The sequence below is a fragment of the Shewanella maritima genome, from assembly GCF_004295345.1.
GTDB classification, from domain to species: domain Bacteria; phylum Pseudomonadota; class Gammaproteobacteria; order Enterobacterales; family Shewanellaceae; genus Shewanella; species Shewanella maritima.
Genome location: NZ_CP036200.1, coordinates 1,911,297 through 1,926,929, shown reverse-complemented (window position 1 = coordinate 1,926,929; position 15,633 = coordinate 1,911,297). Strand labels below are relative to the sequence as shown.

Here is a 15,633-nt window from a genome sequence, read left to right as displayed (position 1 = left end):
CCCCACCTGTCAGGCAAAAGTATCAGTCTTGATACAGTTCTATTTTGCCGTAACTTATAAAAATCCATATAAAACAAACTATAAGCGTTAGATGCGAAATCGCTTAAATTGATTTGAATCAAAGTTTGGCACATTTACCCTAGAAAGTTCTGTTGCGAAAAAGCCTTTGAGAGTAGACTCGCCTTAAAACATGTAAATAATATGCATGATATAGGAGTGTGTGATTATGTTTTGTGTGCAGTGTGAACAAACGATTAGAACCCCAGAAGGTAATGGCTGTAACTATGCGCAAGGTATGTGCGGCAAATTAGCTTCAACTTCAGATCTTCAAGACTTACTTATCTATATGCTGCAAGGCGTGTCAGCTTATGCAGTGAAAGCCCGTGAATTTGGCATTATCAATGCGGATGTAGATACCTTTGTGCCGAAGGCATTCTTCGCAACCTTAACTAACGTGAACTTTGATGATGCGCGTATTACTGGCTATGCTCGTCAAGCTCAAGCATACCGTGAAGAGTTAAAAGCAGCTTACGTTGCAGCTTGTGAAGCGAACGGTCAAACTCCAGTTGAAGTGCCAAACCAAGGTGAGCTAAATCTAGCGGCAACTCAGTTAGAAATGCTAGAGCAAGCACCTGTAGCATTACCTAACCGTGGTGATGTTCACGAAGATATTTTAGGTCTGCGTTTACTTTGTTTATATGGCCTAAAAGGCGCTGCTGCGTACATGGAGCATGCTCGCGTACTTGATCAAGTTGATAGCGATGTGGCTGCTAAGTTCCACGAAATTATGACCTTTGTTGGTGAAGATTCAGCGGATGCTGACAAGCTATTTAACACCGCAATGGAAATCGGCCAGCTGAACTACCGCGTGATGGAAATGCTAGATAGTGGTGAAACAGCTGCGTTTGGTCACCCTGAGCCAACGCAAGTGAACACTAAGAGTGTCGCTGGTAAAGCGATTTTGGTTTCAGGTCACGACATGAAAGACCTTGAGCTTATTCTGCAGCAAACTGAAGGTAAGGGCATTAACGTATACACCCACGGTGAAATGTTACCAGCACTGGCTTACCCTGAGCTGAAGAAGTACCCACACCTTGTTGGTAACTATGGTAGCGCTTGGCAAAACCAGCAGTCTGAATTTGGTACTTTCCCTGGCGCAGTTGTGATGACCTCTAACTGTATTATCGACCCGAATGTAGGTGATTACGCCGATCGCATCTTTACCCGCAGCATCGTTGGCTGGCCTGGTGTTACTCACGTTGAAGGCGATGATTTTGGCATCGTAATCAATAAAGCGCTTGAGCTTGAAGGCTTCAAGTACGATGAAATCCCACACATGATCACCATAGGCTTCGCCCGCAACGCCCTAATGGCTGCAGCGCCAACTGTGGTTGAAAATGTGAAAAATGGCTCGATTAAAAACTTCTTCTTAATCGGTGGTTGTGACGGCGATAAATCAGAGCGTAGCTACTTTACTGACCTTGCTAAATCAGTACCGGATGACTCATTAATCCTGACGTTAGGTTGTGGTAAGTACAAGTTCAACACCCTAGATTTTGGTGATATCAACGGTATTCCACGCCTGCTGGATATTGGTCAGTGTAATGATGCTTACTCTGCGATTCAATTAGCACTAGCACTTAAAGATATTTTTGAGTGTGATATTAATGAGCTGCCGCTACACCTAGTACTTTCTTGGTTCGAGCAAAAAGCGATTGTGGTATTGCTAACGCTGCTATCACTCGGTGTGAAGAACATCCGCACAGGTCCAACACCGCCAGCGTTCTTAACTGAAAACCTAGCTAAAATCCTTGAAGAGCAATTTGGTCTGCGTAACACCACTGATGTGCAAACTGACCTAACAGCCATGCTTAACAAGGCGGCATAAGCTATCAGGGTATAAAACCTTGTATAAAGAATCGCTATATAACCCATAGCGGTGTAAAGCAAAGCGGCGACACAAACCCTCCTCTCTCCCTAGTTCAGGTAAATGTGTCGCCGCTTTAATCGTACAACTAACCCTACTGCATAGGTGTGATATGACAATGTCTGGGTTTTCTTTCTCATCCGCGTTGGCTGACAAACAAGCCGAAAAATCAACTCAAGAGACTAAGCCTGTAACGTCGAGTGGATTTTCATTTGCCACTGCGCTTTCCACTAAGCAAGCCAGCGCTGATGCAGCTAAACAGTCTGATGCTCAAACGAGTAAAGTTGCAGATAAACCTGCTGGTGGCAGTGGTTTCTCTTTTGCTAGTGCTTTAGGTGAAAAACAGTCAGGTCAGCAAATTGCTGCCATTGAGAGTCAGCTTGATGGTAAGTCTTTATTAACCGCCGCCGAGTGGCAGCGCGGTGAAGTTGAGCTTAACTGTATCGAGAAATGGCATGAAACTCATGATGTAGTTAGCTTTCGTTTTCAGGGTTTAAAGCCGGTTAAATTCAACTTTAAACCGGGGCAATTTTTAACCTTCAAACTCAACATAGATGGCAAGCAGGTTTATCGCAGCTATACCATAGCGTCATCACCATCGCGACCATATTCGCTAGTGGTCACAATTAAGGAAATTCCTGATGGCTTAGTATCTAATCACTTAGCCAATACTCTAAACGTTGGCGATACCGTTAGCGTAACTGGGCCAGACGGACTATTTAATTTGATTGATATTCAGGCCGAAAAATACCTGTTTTTAAGCGCCGGTAGTGGTGTGACGCCAATGCATTCAATGTCGCGCTGGCTTAACGATACTCAGGTGGGCAGTGATATCGCATTTGTGCATAGCGCAAGAAGTGCAAGCGATGTGATTTTCGCTAAAGCCATGGCGCAGATGACTGAGCGTAATCAAAGCATGTCGCTAGGTTATGTACTTGAAAGCGCAGAGAGTCAGAGTGATTTAACCAAGTTATATCAAGATACTGCACTAGAGTCTGGGCGTTTAGACATTGATAAGCTTGCTAAGCTGGTGCCAGATTATCAAAGCCGTACCGTGTTTATCTGCGGGCCAGACCCATACATGCAAGCGGTTAAGCAAATGCTAGAGCAAGCTGGGTTTAACATGGCGAACTTTCACCAAGAGAGCTTTGGTAGTGCGCCAACTGAACTTGATGCTAGTTCAGCAGGTGGTGATGCATCTGCGCGCTTTATGCTTGAGGTGTCTGCAGCAGGGCAATCAGCCACATCCATTGAACTTACTGGTGCGCAGTCTTTACTTGAAGGCATAGAGTCGGCAGGGCTACCTATTGTGGCGGCGTGTCGAAGCGGTGTATGCGGCTCATGTAAATGTAAAGTCACCAAGGGTGAAGTTAATAGCAAAAGCAGCGCAGGGCTGACACCACAAGAAGTGGCTGAAGGATATGTACTGGCGTGTTCTAGCAAGCTAACTTCAGATGCCAGTTTGGCGTTGTAGTGCTAGTAAAACCCAAATATTCAATATAAGCCGTCACGGGTGCAGCGTGAGTAAAACATGAGCTAACGCACGTACCTGAGTACAACCCAAGCAGTATAATTAGTCTTTAAAGATGTAGGAGTCGCTAATGTCAAAATCAATTCATGGTCGTAATGTCATTCAGTTAATGCAGCAGCACAAACCAAAGCCGCGTGAGCAGTGGTTAGCGTTAATGGCATCTGAATTTGGCGGCGATGCAACTTACTTTACTTGTCAGGCACAAGATATGAGTGCTGAGCAGTTGTTTGATCTGTTCGCTGGCAATGGCCGCATTACTGACGAAGGCGAAGGTTACGCAATTCATCAGTGCGGTTGTGGTGGTCACGGACATAGCCACGATTAATGCTTGCCCGAGAGCGCAATAGTGCCTCGACATAAGGTTCATAATAAAAATGCCAGTCAGGTTAATCTGACTGGCATTTTTGTTTTCAGCGCTAAACCACCTACTTCAATAGGTGGTTATCATCAATTAGGCTTTACCTGTAATTTCTAGTGTTCTTCAGATCAGGTAACTTTATCAATTAGCTCACGTTACAATGGCATTTAAAGCACGTCGTGAACACTTCCGTGTGGACTCGACGAAAACATCCATGTTTTCAACGGCTTTAAATGTCATCGCAACTATGCTTTAAGTTTAGCTGTTTAGGCTATGCTCCCTTCTCGACTGCTAACATAAAGCCACCTTCTTCAGAAGGTGGGCTCTTTATTTTGCTGTTAAGTATGCTTATCTCAGCCAAATAGAGCGCTACAAACTAGTACGTTACAAATCTAGCAGCGCTTTACCCAATAAAGCTCAAATAACCCTGCAAGATAATGGCGTTAACAATATCAATGAAAAATGCGCCGACAATCGGCACAATCATAAATGCTTGTGGTGATGGGCCAGTGCGTGATACTAGTGCGCCCATGTTCATTACAGCTGTTGGGGTTGCGCCCATGCCAAAGCCGCAGTGACCGCCAGCGATAACCGCTGAGTCATAGTTACTCCCCATAAGACGGAAGGTAACAAAGTAAGCAAACATTGCCAAAATGGCGGTTTGAGCCATCAGAATGACCAGTAGCGGTAAAGCCAGATCGAAGATTTCCCAAAGCTTTAAGTTCATCAACGCCATCGACAAGAATAATGATAGTGATACTGTACCCAGAATATCCACGCACTCACTGTTAATCTTATAGCCACTAGATACTTCAGTGATATTGGTGATCACTACGCCTAAAAATAGGGCATAGACGAAGTTTGGCATTTTTAAAAAGCCAATATTATGCTCGGCTACCAAGTTGCCAATCCACTGCGCGCCAGCAACACAAAGTAGCAGGATAAACAGTACTTCTAAAATGCTCTTGGCTGTCACCCTGTCTTCTTCCAACTGATCGTATGTGACCAGATCTGGATGATCCTTATGATGATTTCCACCGACACCGTACGCCGACTCAAGGTCATTTTTGTTAATCAAACGCTGAGCAACCGGGCCGCCAATAATCCCGCCCATGACTAAGCCGAAGGTGGCTGCCGCCATAGCAAACTCTAAGGTTTGAATGCCGTATTGGTCGTAAAAGGTTTGCGCCCAAGCAGCGCCTGTACCATGACCGCCAGACAAGGTGATCGAGCCTGCAATCAGCCCCATCAAGGGCTCTAGCCCTAGCGATGATGCTAAAGCAACACCCACACCATTTTGGATGATGATGTACAAGGAGGCGATGCCTAAAAACCAAAATACCTTAGCGCCGCCTTTCATTAACAGCTTATAGTTAGCCGCGAGACCAACGGTACTGAAAAACATCAACATGAGGGTGTTTTGCATGGAGAGACTGAACTCCAACACGATATTGTTGAAGTGTAAAATAGTGATCACTGCTGCGACTATCAAGCCGCCAACAATTGGTTCTGGAATATTGTAGCGACGTAAAAACGGTACGTGGCGATTAACATTATGACCAATAAATAAAACTAGAATCGCGATCAGAAAAGATTCCAGTTCACCAAGAGAGTAAACTAACTGCATGGAACTCCTTATTCATTTGCGCGTGAAAATAATGCAGTGCTCCATATAATGAGCACAGGTGTATTTGAAGTATAGGTGAGTCAAAAACCGCTGGTGAAAGATAAAGTCTTAAGTTTTAAATCGGCTTAAGTAATATATAAGACTTTGCGGTTAAAACTGTGTGGCGGTTAAAGTCTGTCCGCCGAAACCAAGCAAGCAATTTTAAGTACAGCCTACGTAAAAATACAGTCGACTGGTCTGGTGTGTATGCTTTTTCAGCAAATGTTGGCTGTAGGTGTTATCGCTGTTGAGCTGATGTTTTTGTGTGTTGGTGCAGATGTTGGTTTTTTGGTGGTCGAGAAACACTAGGGCCTGCTGACCTTTGCTGATTAGAATTTGTTCGAATTAAAAGCACTTTAATCGCGACGCGAGCGATGACGTCTAGTCACCTAAACAAATTCGCTCGCAACAAAGAGTAAAGTGCTTTTAAACGAACCTTTCAGGCAGCGCTTGTTGTCATTTCTACTGCGTTAACGACTTATCATGTGGAACAACCACACATCAAAGTCGTTGTCTTGTATAAATTTCCAACAAGCAGCTGCAAAAATAATCTTGAAAGATCAACAGGCCCTAAGTAACCAAGTATGCTATAGCTTGTAGGCGATTAGACATAAATGTAACCAAAGTAAACGGTTAATAAGAAGAGGAATAATGAAGTTAGCAGTCATCAATAAAAAGCAGTATCGGATGATGAATAACCGGGTCCAGTTAGGGCTGGTGGCTATATTGGCAATTTTATCAGTGGTGTTTGGCCAAGTGCTAATTGCCTTTTGGGGCGCAGAGGCTATGCCTGATGGCAGTACCGGCAATTTTAATTTAAACCTGCTGGGTGTCATTTTAGCGGTAATGGTGTGTACTGTGCTGGTGCGTGTTAACCGCAACAAGCCGCTATTTTTCGAGGTTTACTATGTTTGGCAGGTTAAGCAACTGCAAAACAAAATCTTTAAAAAACTCGCTGCAATTCAATCAGCGGCAAAAGACGATAATCAAGATGCATTGATCATATTGCTGTTTTACTACCAAAGCCTAGCTATGGTGTATGAGCTAGATGACAACACGTTAACCATGTCGAAAGTGAATGCTGAGCTTGAGCAGGTACAAAACCAGATAGACAGCTTGAATTTAGGTATTACAGCAGATGACTTTGATGAGTCATTGTTGGGTAAGTTTTAAATCAGTTTACTGTTTTAGTTATTCACCATTCAAAAATATATAAAGCGCCGCGAGTTAAGCGGCGTTTTTGTTCTCTCATCGCTTTAGTTGGTATTCACTCAAAATCCGGTGTAGTACCCAGCCTAAAAGCATACTCAAACTAAGCAATTCCTTAATGATGAGATGAGAATGTCATCTCACTGTCACTTGTGCGTCATTTTTGCTCGTTAGCTTAGCCACTCATCAGACCTGTGAGCAGGTGAGTCTATGCCGAATGATGCGGCAGAAATAATAACAAGAGGGATGAGTATGTTAGGGGCAAATACTAAAAGCAGTATCACGCGTCGTGACTTTTTAGCCATGTCGGCCAAAGGCCTTGGTACAGTTGTGATTTCATATGGTTTAATGGGTTGCGATAGTGATGATAATGCCCTATATGGCAAGTTTAATCACGGTATTGCTAGTGGTGACCCAGCTCAAGATGCAGTGATTTTATGGACAAGGGTAACGCCAGAAATAGAGGGTGAAGTTAGTCTAGCTTGGGAGGTTGCCACCGATGAGGACTTTAGCCAGCTAGTCACCAATGGTTCTACCACAACCAATAGTGACCGAGATTACACAGTTAAAATTGATGCTGTGGGGTTAGAGCCGGGCACTAGTTACTATTATCGCTTTAAATCTGGAGATAACACCTCGGTTATTGGCAAGACTAAGACCTTGCCTCAAGGAGATGTTGATCAAGTTAAGTTTGCTGTCATGTCGTGTTCGAACTTTCCGGCTGGTTATTTTAATGTTTATGAAATGGCAGCTCGGCGGACTGATCTCGATGCGGTGCTACACCTTGGTGACTACTTGTATGAATATGGGCGAGGTGAATACGCCAGTGACAATGCTGAGGCAATGAATCGTCAAGTTTTCCCAGAAGGTGAATTACTGTCTCTAAGTGATTATCGTACCCGCTATGGGCAATATCGCAGTGATGCAAGTTTGCAAAAGCTGCATCAAAACGTCGCGTTTATCAATGTTTGGGACGACCATGAGGTCACCAATGATACCTGGAAAGATGGCGCAGAGAATCACAATGACGGCGAAGGTGACTTTGATGTTCGTAAACAAGCTGCCCTACAGGCCTACTTTGAGTGGTTACCGATCCGCCCTTGGAGCGAGGGCAACCATGAAGAGATTTACCGTAGCTTTAAGTTTGGTGAACTTGTTGATTTACACATGTTAGACACTCGCGTTATCGCACGTGATGAACAGCTTAACTATGCCAACTATATAGACCCAACATCGGGTGCATTTAATAGTGACAGCTTTATGGCTGATGTGACAAATGTTGAACGCACCTTGCTGGGTCAGGAGCAATTGCAGTGGTTACAACAGTCGATGTTAGAGTCGACTGCAAAATGGCAAGTGTTAGGTCAGCAAGTATTAATGGGCAAAATGACCTTGCCAGCCGCCATTGCGACCCAGCAAATGGAGATAGGCGAGTTTGCTGAACTTGCAGGTTTGGCACAGTTAGCAGCAAGAGCGGCAGCCGGAGATCCAACACTCACAGTTGATGAGCTGGCATACTTACAAGTAAATCAGGCTAGATTAACGCCAGAGGTAGTCGCCATGCTGCAACTACCTTCAATTCCTTATAATCTGGATGCTTGGGACGGATATGCATATGAGCGTGAGGTGATTTTAGCTACGGCTAAGTCTCAGCAAAAGAACCTGGTTGTGGTGGCTGGAGATACTCATAATGCATGGGCAAACCACTTAACGGATGCAAGCGGTGAAAAAGTGGGTGTAGAGTTTGCCACTAGCTCAGTCTCGTCTCCTGGTATGGAATATTATCTTGGTATTGCTGATGCCGATATGCCCCAAACTGAGGCGGCGATTGTAGGATTAGTTGATGACTTAAAATACACCAACTTACGTGACCGAGGTTATATGGTGCTAACTTTCACTGCAGCGCAAGTGCGCAGTGATTGGGTTTATGTTGATACAATAAAATCACTCAGTACGACAGAGCAAACTGAGCGCGCTCACTCACTAATGATGAAAGCAGGTGATGCTACATTGGTGAAGCCATAACCCTTATATAGGATGTGGAAAGGCCCTCAAATGAGGGCCTTTCTAGTATGGGAGAAACTGAAGCTGAGGATTAACCTAGTGGGTAAATAACTTCAACTTTTAAGCTTAGGCTACATGCACCAACAGTGTTCCAATCAACAGTTGTTGGGTCAAATGTTTGGCCATTGCCGCCGTAAACTGGAGTGAACCAGTCAAAGCTTCTTAGCTCTGATTCTGCATAGTCAGTAGAAACTTGAATACGCGCACCAGCGTTACGGGCACCTAGATCTGGCGAACCAAGCTTCACATTAGAGCGAGTGTCAAACTCGTAGTAGTGGATTTCACCTTTATTATTATTTACCAAGTTCTTACAAGTATTGTTCTTGGTAATTAGCATAGTCACGTAGAACTCACCATCTTCACCCTTGTGCATACCTGGGCCAAATGTTGCAGCACTTGCAATTGATTCGCCATTTTCTTCACGTTGAGTGATAAAGGTAGCTGCACCCTTGAAGTTACTGTACTCAGATAGCTCGTATGACTTGCCGTCATCAGGGAACATTGTAGTGATGTGCTCGCGATTTGGCATACCACAGGCGGTCTTAACATCGCTTGTGCCGTTGCTTGATTCCTTCCACTCATAGAAAGTATTCATCTTACCAAAGCGAGTATTTAGGTACTCGGCATTTAGGAAAGATGCATTGTCTTTAGCGTAGTAGAAGGTGCCCGCACTTGCGCCAGTGTATGCATCAAATGCTGCCCATCCGTCGCCATCTGTTGCGCCTTCAGGGTGGGTTGCAACACCTGGTGCACCTGGATCTGGCTCTGGTTCTGGCTCAGGGTCTGGGCCTGGCTCTGCAACAGTGTGGCAACTTGTGCAGTTTTCACCAAAGTGTTGATCAGGAGCTTGAGCTGAGTGACAACCCGTACAAGTGTTGTTGTCACGACCTTCGTGGTCTGCTGGCTGGCTTGGCATTGCAGCTGCTGGTAATGCAGATAAAGCACGTAGCATATCTGGTGTCTTACCATTGTTGATATATGGGTTATCCGGGTTTGGATTTTCGTAATCAAAACTTACACCCACTTCAGCACATTGCTCTTGGAAGTTGCTGATATAACCAACCGCTTTTTCTTGCAGTTGGTCGTTAGTCGCAGCTAGTTCAGCTGCTTGGTCGCGATATTGATCTGACTCGGCCTGAACACTTGCTTTTTCTTTAGCTAACTTTTCGTTTTGAGCTTCAAGTGTTTGAATTTGTTCTTCTAGATACGTTGTGTCGGTATCATCACTACCACACGCGGTTAACGCGAAAATAGAAGCACATACAAGGCTTAGTTTAAACGTGTTTTTCATCATATTTCCCCTGCTAGCATACTTGCTATGCAATTAGTTTTTATTCACCCGTTGCTGGTTTTTACCAGTTAAGGCAGGTACTGCTTGAAGGCAGATGATTCATGGATCACCAGCTCATTTGAGCGGTTTTCAATAATCATCACCGGCAGTGCCATTTTTTCTGCTAATGCTAACGAATCCTTGATCGGCATAATCATCAAAGCGGTGGCCAACCCGTCCGCAGTCATGCATGAGTCATGAATAACTGTGGTCGATACCACTTGATGTGGTGTAGGTTGGCCAGTTTTTGGGTCTATGATGTGCGAGAAGTGTTGACCGTCTTGTTTAAAGTAGTTGCGATAATCTCCTGATGTCGCAACGGCTTTATCGGTTAACCCAACTGCCACCATAGGGCTTGCTGCATAAGCTGCTGGCTTTTCAACGCCCACAACCCAAGGTTGGTTTCCTCTGGTGCCGCTAACTTTTACTTCGCCGCCGATATCAACCAGGAAGTTGTTGATATGGTTCTCCTTTAGCACCTCGGCGATGGCATCGACCCCGTATCCCTTAGCGATGGCCGATAAATTGATGCGAACACCATCATGTTCGCGTGATAGTTGATTGCCATTGATGGTAATTTTGCCGATACCCACCTTGGTCATGGCTTGGTGTACTTCATCAAGGCTTGGCTTAGTCGGCGCTTGTGAGTCAGCGCCAAATCCCCATAGCTGAATAAGCGGATCTATAGTGACATCTAATGCACCGTTAGTTAGTTCGCCTAGGCGCTTAGCTTCAGTCACGACTTTGGCTAGGGCGCTCGACAGCTTAATATTTTGTGTTTGCGCGGAATGGTTAATTAGGCTTAGTTCAGACTGTTTATCCCAGGTCGACATAGATTTGTTAATCTCGGCGAGACGCACTTCGATTTGATTGCGAATATCAATCATGTGCTCCACGTCTTTGTAGTCACCAACCCAAGTGACACGGTAGGTGTTACCCATGGTCTTGCCTTTTAAGCGTGGCAAATGCTCTGCGTAAGATTGCGGAGATAGCAACAAACCAATAGCACTGACAATGAGAAAAATTCGCTTCATTTTTACCTTAATTAACAAAAACCATAACTGGGTTTACATCTACTTAGCTTTGGCAAAATGTACTCACTTAGGGGTAACTATTTTGTGATGAAGTTCATGAGTAAATGAATGTTCTAGAAACTTGCGACAGAAATGTGATCTTGAAATTGACTAGTAGTGATGCGCATCACGAAAACATGTAAAAGAATTAGTGCTTTATTAATTAAATGTTCCTAACGTAACTGACCAGATGCTTTATTTATGAACAGTTTTAGGGTAGGCGTGCGGTTTACTGGATAAGCGGTTGTTGATTATTTAAGCAAAGTAAAATACCTCTTTATTGGTATTTTGGGCATTTTACTTTTGGGTTCACTTAAGTATTGCTGAAATGATTTCATCAGCTAATTGAGGGCAGAGTATACTCTTGTGTGAGTGCACGCTTTACTTGGATGAAAGATCTAAGCTTGCAGCAAGAGAGGAGCTGACCAATTTATCTGAACTGCTTAAGTAAATAACTTAAGTTGATAAATTGTAGATAAAAAAAGGCCCTCATAACGAGGGCCTTGGGTTGGCTTGGGAGCAGCCAAAGGTAACTATTAACCTAGAGTAGGCATTAACCTAGAGGGTAGATAGTTTCTACTTTAAGCGTTAATGAACATGCACCAACGGTATTCCAGTCAACATCTGCAGGTGCGAATGGTTGGCCGTCTGCACCATAAACTGGCGTAGACCAATCCGGACCTTTCAGGACAGTTTCGTGGTAATCAGTTGATACTTGAATACGTGCACCAGCGTTACGAGCGCCCATATCTGGTGAACCTTTTTTCACACTTGAGCGAGTGTCGAACTCGTAATAGTGGATTTCACCTGCATTGTTGTTCACTAGGTTCACACAAGTATTGTTTTTACCAATACTTAGCGTGACGTAGTACTCACCGTCTTCACCTTTGTGCATGCCTGGGCCAAACGTTGCTGCACTTGCAATTGACTCACCGTTTTCTTCACGTTGGGTGATGAAAGTGGCTGCGCCCTTGAAGTTTGAGTATTCAGCTAGCTTGTAGCTCTTACCATCAGTTGGGAACTTGTGAGTAATGTGCTCGCGATTTGGTAGACCACACGCTTGTTTAATATCGCTTACACCGTCTGCAGACTCTTTCCACTCGTAGAAGGTGTTCATCTTACCTAGGCGAGACTCTAGGAACTCAGCATTAACAAACGAAGCGCCGTCTGCATTGTAGTAGAAGGTGTTTGGACCTGAAGCACCGGTTAAACCATCCCAGTTACCGTCTGCAGGGTGAGTTGGTTTGCCTGGCTCACCTGGAACAGATGGATCTGGATCCGGCTCTGGATCAGGAACAGTACTGGCGTGATTGTGGCAACTGTCGCAAGCCATACCTTGGTCGTGGCCGTCACTGTGACATGTTGTGCAGTCTTTACCTACATTGTGATCGACCGGGATTTCAGGTGCGCCAAACACGCCGACTAGCGAAGAGCTGGCAACCATCATCTCAGGCGTGTTGCCATTGTTGACGTAAGGGTTGTCTGGATTTGGATTTTCGTAATCAAAGCTTACGCCAGCTTCAGCACACTGATCCTGGAAGTTGCTAATATAGCCAACAGCTTTGTCTTGTAGCTGGTTGTTAGAAGCTACTAGTTCAGCGTTCTCGTCGCGGTACTTATCTGACTCTTCTTGTACTGCAGCTTTTTCTTTTTCTAACTTAGCGTTTTGTTGCTCAAGCGTTTGGATCTGCTCTTCTAGGTAAGTCGTGTCTGTGTCATCACTACCACAGGCGCTTAACGCAAAAATAGAAGCGCAAACTAAGCTTAGTTTAAAGGTGTTTTTCATCATATTTCCCCTGCTAGCATATGTGCTATGCGTCTAGTTGTAATCACCCTAGAGGTTGCATCTAATCAACCAATTAGGGTTGGTACTGCTTAAATGCGGATGACTCATGAATAACCAGCTCATCAACCTGGTTTTCAATAATCATCACTGGCAGCGCCATTTTTTCAGCTAATGCTAACGAGTCCTTGATCGGCATAATCATCAAAGCGGTGGCTAATCCGTCCGCTGTCATGCATGAGTCATGAATAACAGTGGTTGATACCACTTGATGTGGTACGGGTTTGCCGGTTTTTGGGTTGATGATGTGCGAATAGTGTTTGCCATCTTGTTTAAAGTAGTTGCGGTAGTCTCCTGACGTCGCCACTGCTTTATTGGTTAACGCTATTGCTGTCATCGGGTTAGCTGCATAAGCCGCAGGCTTTTCAATGCCAACCACCCAAGGTTCATCCTGTTTAGTGCCACTTACTTTTACTTCGCCGCCGATATCAACCAGGAAGTTGTTGATACCGTTTTCCTTTAGCACCTCGGCGATGGCGTCGACCCCGTATCCCTTAGCGATGGCCGACAAATTGATGCGAACCTCATCATGTTCGCGGGTTAACTGGTTACCATTAATGCTGATTTTGTCTATGCCGACTTGTGTCATGGCATGGGCAATTGCTGCATCTGATGGTTGAGTACGTGCTTTTGAGTCTTCGCCGAATCCCCAAAGTTGTATTAATGGGGTGACGGTGACATCAAGCGATCCCTGAGTAAGCTCAGCCAATCTTTTAGCTTCAACCACAACGTGTGTTAACTCAGGCGACATGGTGATATTAGTCGTCGCGATGGATTGGTTGATTTGGCTTAATTCTGACTGCTTATCCCAGGTCGACATTGCACTGCTGATATTCGATAAACGCTGCTCAATTTGTTGGTATAAGGAAATCATCTTTTTCGGGCTATGGTGCTCATCATCCCAAGTCACGAGATAGTCATTACCCATAGTTCTGCCTTTTAAGCGCGGCAGGTCTTGCGCCAGTGTTAACGGCGAGACAATTAGCGAAAAGGTGAGGCTACTGATAATGACTGATTTCATTTAAAGCGTACGCTATGCGAGTATCTATACATGTGTTTTTTGTTGTGGCTGAATGTAACCATTTATAGGTATTAAGTGTGTGATGTAGCTCAACTGTGGTGTATTGGTTAGCTGGTGAAGATCAAATTTGTGATCAATTCTTTGTTTAGCTTTTTATTAATGATTAAAGGCTAAAGTGGCTTAAAGCTGTGTGGTTTGGCTGGCTTAATACCGAAGGAGAAGGTATGAAATTAGGTATATAAATAGGGATATTAGGTCGATTATTGTGTAGGTTGATTTGTATATGATTACCTTGCGCTCAGGCCAAATCTTTCTCTCGAGCTAAATTTGCCTCAATGGACTTACAGTATAGATGAGTCGTGTTCTAGGGTTGTCTTGTAGGGGCGTCTGCTAGGAAGAATACGCTAAAGTATTGCACGGACATCACACAAGCCTAGTTGACTTGTGTGAACGCTAGCTCTTACAAACCTCAATTTGTAAGAGCGAGAATGAGTGGTGCTTAACGCTTAACGCTTAACGCTTAGCGCTTAGCCGCGGCTTTGCTAGCTTAACGTTAGCGCTACTATCTTAAGTGGGTGATTGCCGTCAAACGATGGAAAGTCTTGATGGCAATCTAACCATTGTGCTTTGGTGACTTGTCGCCCTTGCTTTTCAACGCAGCGTACCAGTTGATTAAACCAGGTGTCTTTGTCGACCTTAGCGACATTGTTACAGCAAACAATGGTGCCGCCCGAGTTGGTTGCAAGCAGTGCAGGTTTAAATAAGCCTTGGTAATCATTAATTAAGTCCACGATACCAAATGGGCTTTTGGCATATCGTGGTGGGTCTAGAAACACTAGATCGAATTGCTGAGCTGTTAGTTTTGGATATTTAGGTAAGCGTTGATTGCGGCGCCCGCCAACATTAAGCCCAGCAAGCTGTCTTATAGCTGGGAACACGTCACTTTGAATAAACTCACACCGCTCGCTGACATTATTGAGCTCAGCGTTGAGTTTACCTGCTGCCAATGCAAATGATGAAAAATCCACGTTAGTAACCTTGCAAGCGCCGCCAACAGCCGCAGCTGTACCGATTCCACAGGTGTAGGAGAACAGATTTAGCACGGTTTTGCCCTGGCTGTTGTCTCGCACATACTCGCGGCCAATTCGCATATCTAAAAATAACAGTGGGTCTTGCCCTTCATGGCGCAACTTAGTGGTAAAGGCGATGCCATTTTCATGCATCACAGTTTGTGTTGTTGCTATATCATTATCGTCTTCAACAAGCTGATTTTGTACGCGCGAGTTACTCTTTGAGCGATCGTTATACACCACAGGTAACTCAATCAGCTTGTTAAGTTCTTGAGTGATCAGCTCAAGTTCGTCTTGCTCTAGCGATTGATGAAAAGTTTGAATTAACCAGGCGTCACCATACCTATCTATATTAAGTCCTTGTTTTCCCTCAACTGTGCCATGAAAAAGTCGGTAGCAACTGGTGTTGCTTTGTTCCGCAGATAACAGAAACTGTTGGCGTGAGGTGATAGCATTAGTAAGTGATGATAAGAGCGACATGATGGGAACTCAGCTAAATTAAACAACAATTATAACAAGCCGCAAGGGCGCTGTCGGCACT

General features: G+C 44.5%; 11 protein-coding genes. 5 read left to right on the top strand and 6 right to left on the bottom strand.

The features are described from left to right. The first annotated feature begins 226 nt into the window (after positions 1-226). The 3 genes from hcp to EXU30_RS08215 all read left to right on the top strand — a co-directional run bounded on the left by hcp (position 227) and on the right by EXU30_RS08215 (position 3,783). Positions 227-1,888 carry a hydroxylamine reductase gene (gene hcp / locus EXU30_RS08225; RefSeq protein ID WP_130599043.1) on the top strand — a complete coding sequence of 554 codons (1,662 nt, stop codon included), beginning with the start codon at positions 227-229 and terminating at the stop codon, positions 1,886-1,888. A 157-nt stretch (positions 1,889-2,045) separates the two neighbouring features. Beyond that, entirely contained in the window at positions 2,046-3,401 is a 1,356-nt protein-coding gene (locus tag EXU30_RS08220; protein WP_130599041.1) for an FAD-binding oxidoreductase, read from the top strand. Between the two features lie 127 nt (positions 3,402-3,528). Next, positions 3,529-3,783 (top strand): DUF2492 family protein, encoded by a 255-nt coding sequence (locus tag EXU30_RS08215; protein ID WP_130599039.1) that lies wholly within the window; start codon positions 3,529-3,531, stop codon positions 3,781-3,783. A gap of 436 nt (positions 3,784-4,219) precedes the next feature. Here EXU30_RS08215 and gltS read toward each other — a convergent pair whose 3' ends face one another. Beyond that, a complete protein-coding gene (gltS, locus tag EXU30_RS08210; RefSeq protein WP_130599037.1) occupies positions 4,220-5,443 on the bottom strand; it encodes a sodium/glutamate symporter in 1,224 nt (407 codons plus the stop codon). A gap of 690 nt (positions 5,444-6,133) precedes the next feature. On the opposite strand from gltS, the gene EXU30_RS08205 reads away from it, so the two are divergent. Then, on the top strand, positions 6,134-6,655 hold the full coding sequence (locus EXU30_RS08205; protein WP_130599035.1) for a DUF3087 family protein: 522 nt from the start codon (positions 6,134-6,136) through the stop codon (positions 6,653-6,655). Positions 6,656-6,943: 288 nt separating this feature from the next. Beyond that, the gene (locus tag EXU30_RS08200; protein ID WP_130599033.1) at positions 6,944-8,716 is read left to right on the top strand and encodes an alkaline phosphatase D family protein; all 1,773 of its coding nucleotides are present in this window, start codon (positions 6,944-6,946) and stop codon (positions 8,714-8,716) included. Positions 8,717-8,786: 70 nt separating this feature from the next. Here EXU30_RS08200 and EXU30_RS08195 read toward each other — a convergent pair whose 3' ends face one another. The 5 genes from EXU30_RS08195 to EXU30_RS08175 all read right to left on the bottom strand — a co-directional run bounded on the left by EXU30_RS08195 (position 8,787) and on the right by EXU30_RS08175 (position 15,572). Beyond that, positions 8,787-10,049, bottom strand: a complete 1,263-nt coding sequence (locus EXU30_RS08195; protein WP_130599031.1) for a cell division protein ZapB — start codon at positions 10,047-10,049, stop codon at positions 8,787-8,789. 65 nt (positions 10,050-10,114) lie between these two features. Further along, positions 10,115-11,119: an FAD:protein FMN transferase gene (locus EXU30_RS08190; RefSeq protein ID WP_130599029.1), complete on the bottom strand. Its 1,005-nt coding sequence runs from the start codon at positions 11,117-11,119 to the stop codon at positions 10,115-10,117. Between the two features lie 592 nt (positions 11,120-11,711). Then, positions 11,712-12,947, bottom strand: coding sequence for a cell division protein ZapB (locus EXU30_RS08185; protein ID WP_130599027.1), 1,236 nt, complete (start codon positions 12,945-12,947; stop codon positions 11,712-11,714). Between the two features lie 70 nt (positions 12,948-13,017). Further along, positions 13,018-14,022, bottom strand: a complete 1,005-nt coding sequence (locus EXU30_RS08180) for an FAD:protein FMN transferase (RefSeq protein WP_130599025.1) — start codon at positions 14,020-14,022, stop codon at positions 13,018-13,020. A gap of 542 nt (positions 14,023-14,564) precedes the next feature. Further along, a complete protein-coding gene (locus tag EXU30_RS08175) occupies positions 14,565-15,572 on the bottom strand; it encodes a class I SAM-dependent rRNA methyltransferase (RefSeq protein WP_130599023.1) in 1,008 nt (335 codons plus the stop codon). Between the last annotated feature and the right edge of the window lie 61 nt (positions 15,573-15,633).

Bases quoted from the DNA above. Each gene is read 5' to 3' on its own strand.
- hcp (WP_130599043.1), top strand. From the start codon at position 227: ATGTTTTGTGTGCAGTGTGAACAAACGATTAGAACCCCAGAAGGTAAT.
- EXU30_RS08220 (WP_130599041.1), top strand. From the start codon at position 2,046: ATGTCTGGGTTTTCTTTCTCATCCGCGTTGGCTGACAAACAAGCCGAA.
- EXU30_RS08215 (WP_130599039.1), top strand. From the start codon at position 3,529: ATGTCAAAATCAATTCATGGTCGTAATGTCATTCAGTTAATGCAGCAG.
- gltS (WP_130599037.1), bottom strand. From the start codon at position 5,443: ATGCAGTTAGTTTACTCTCTTGGTGAACTGGAATCTTTTCTGATCGCG.
- EXU30_RS08205 (WP_130599035.1), top strand. From the start codon at position 6,134: ATGAAGTTAGCAGTCATCAATAAAAAGCAGTATCGGATGATGAATAAC.
- EXU30_RS08200 (WP_130599033.1), top strand. From the start codon at position 6,944: ATGTTAGGGGCAAATACTAAAAGCAGTATCACGCGTCGTGACTTTTTA.
- EXU30_RS08195 (WP_130599031.1), bottom strand. From the start codon at position 10,049: ATGATGAAAAACACGTTTAAACTAAGCCTTGTATGTGCTTCTATTTTC.
- EXU30_RS08190 (WP_130599029.1), bottom strand. From the start codon at position 11,119: ATGAAGCGAATTTTTCTCATTGTCAGTGCTATTGGTTTGTTGCTATCT.
- EXU30_RS08185 (WP_130599027.1), bottom strand. From the start codon at position 12,947: ATGATGAAAAACACCTTTAAACTAAGCTTAGTTTGCGCTTCTATTTTT.
- EXU30_RS08180 (WP_130599025.1), bottom strand. From the start codon at position 14,022: ATGAAATCAGTCATTATCAGTAGCCTCACCTTTTCGCTAATTGTCTCG.
- EXU30_RS08175 (WP_130599023.1), bottom strand. From the start codon at position 15,572: ATGTCGCTCTTATCATCACTTACTAATGCTATCACCTCACGCCAACAG.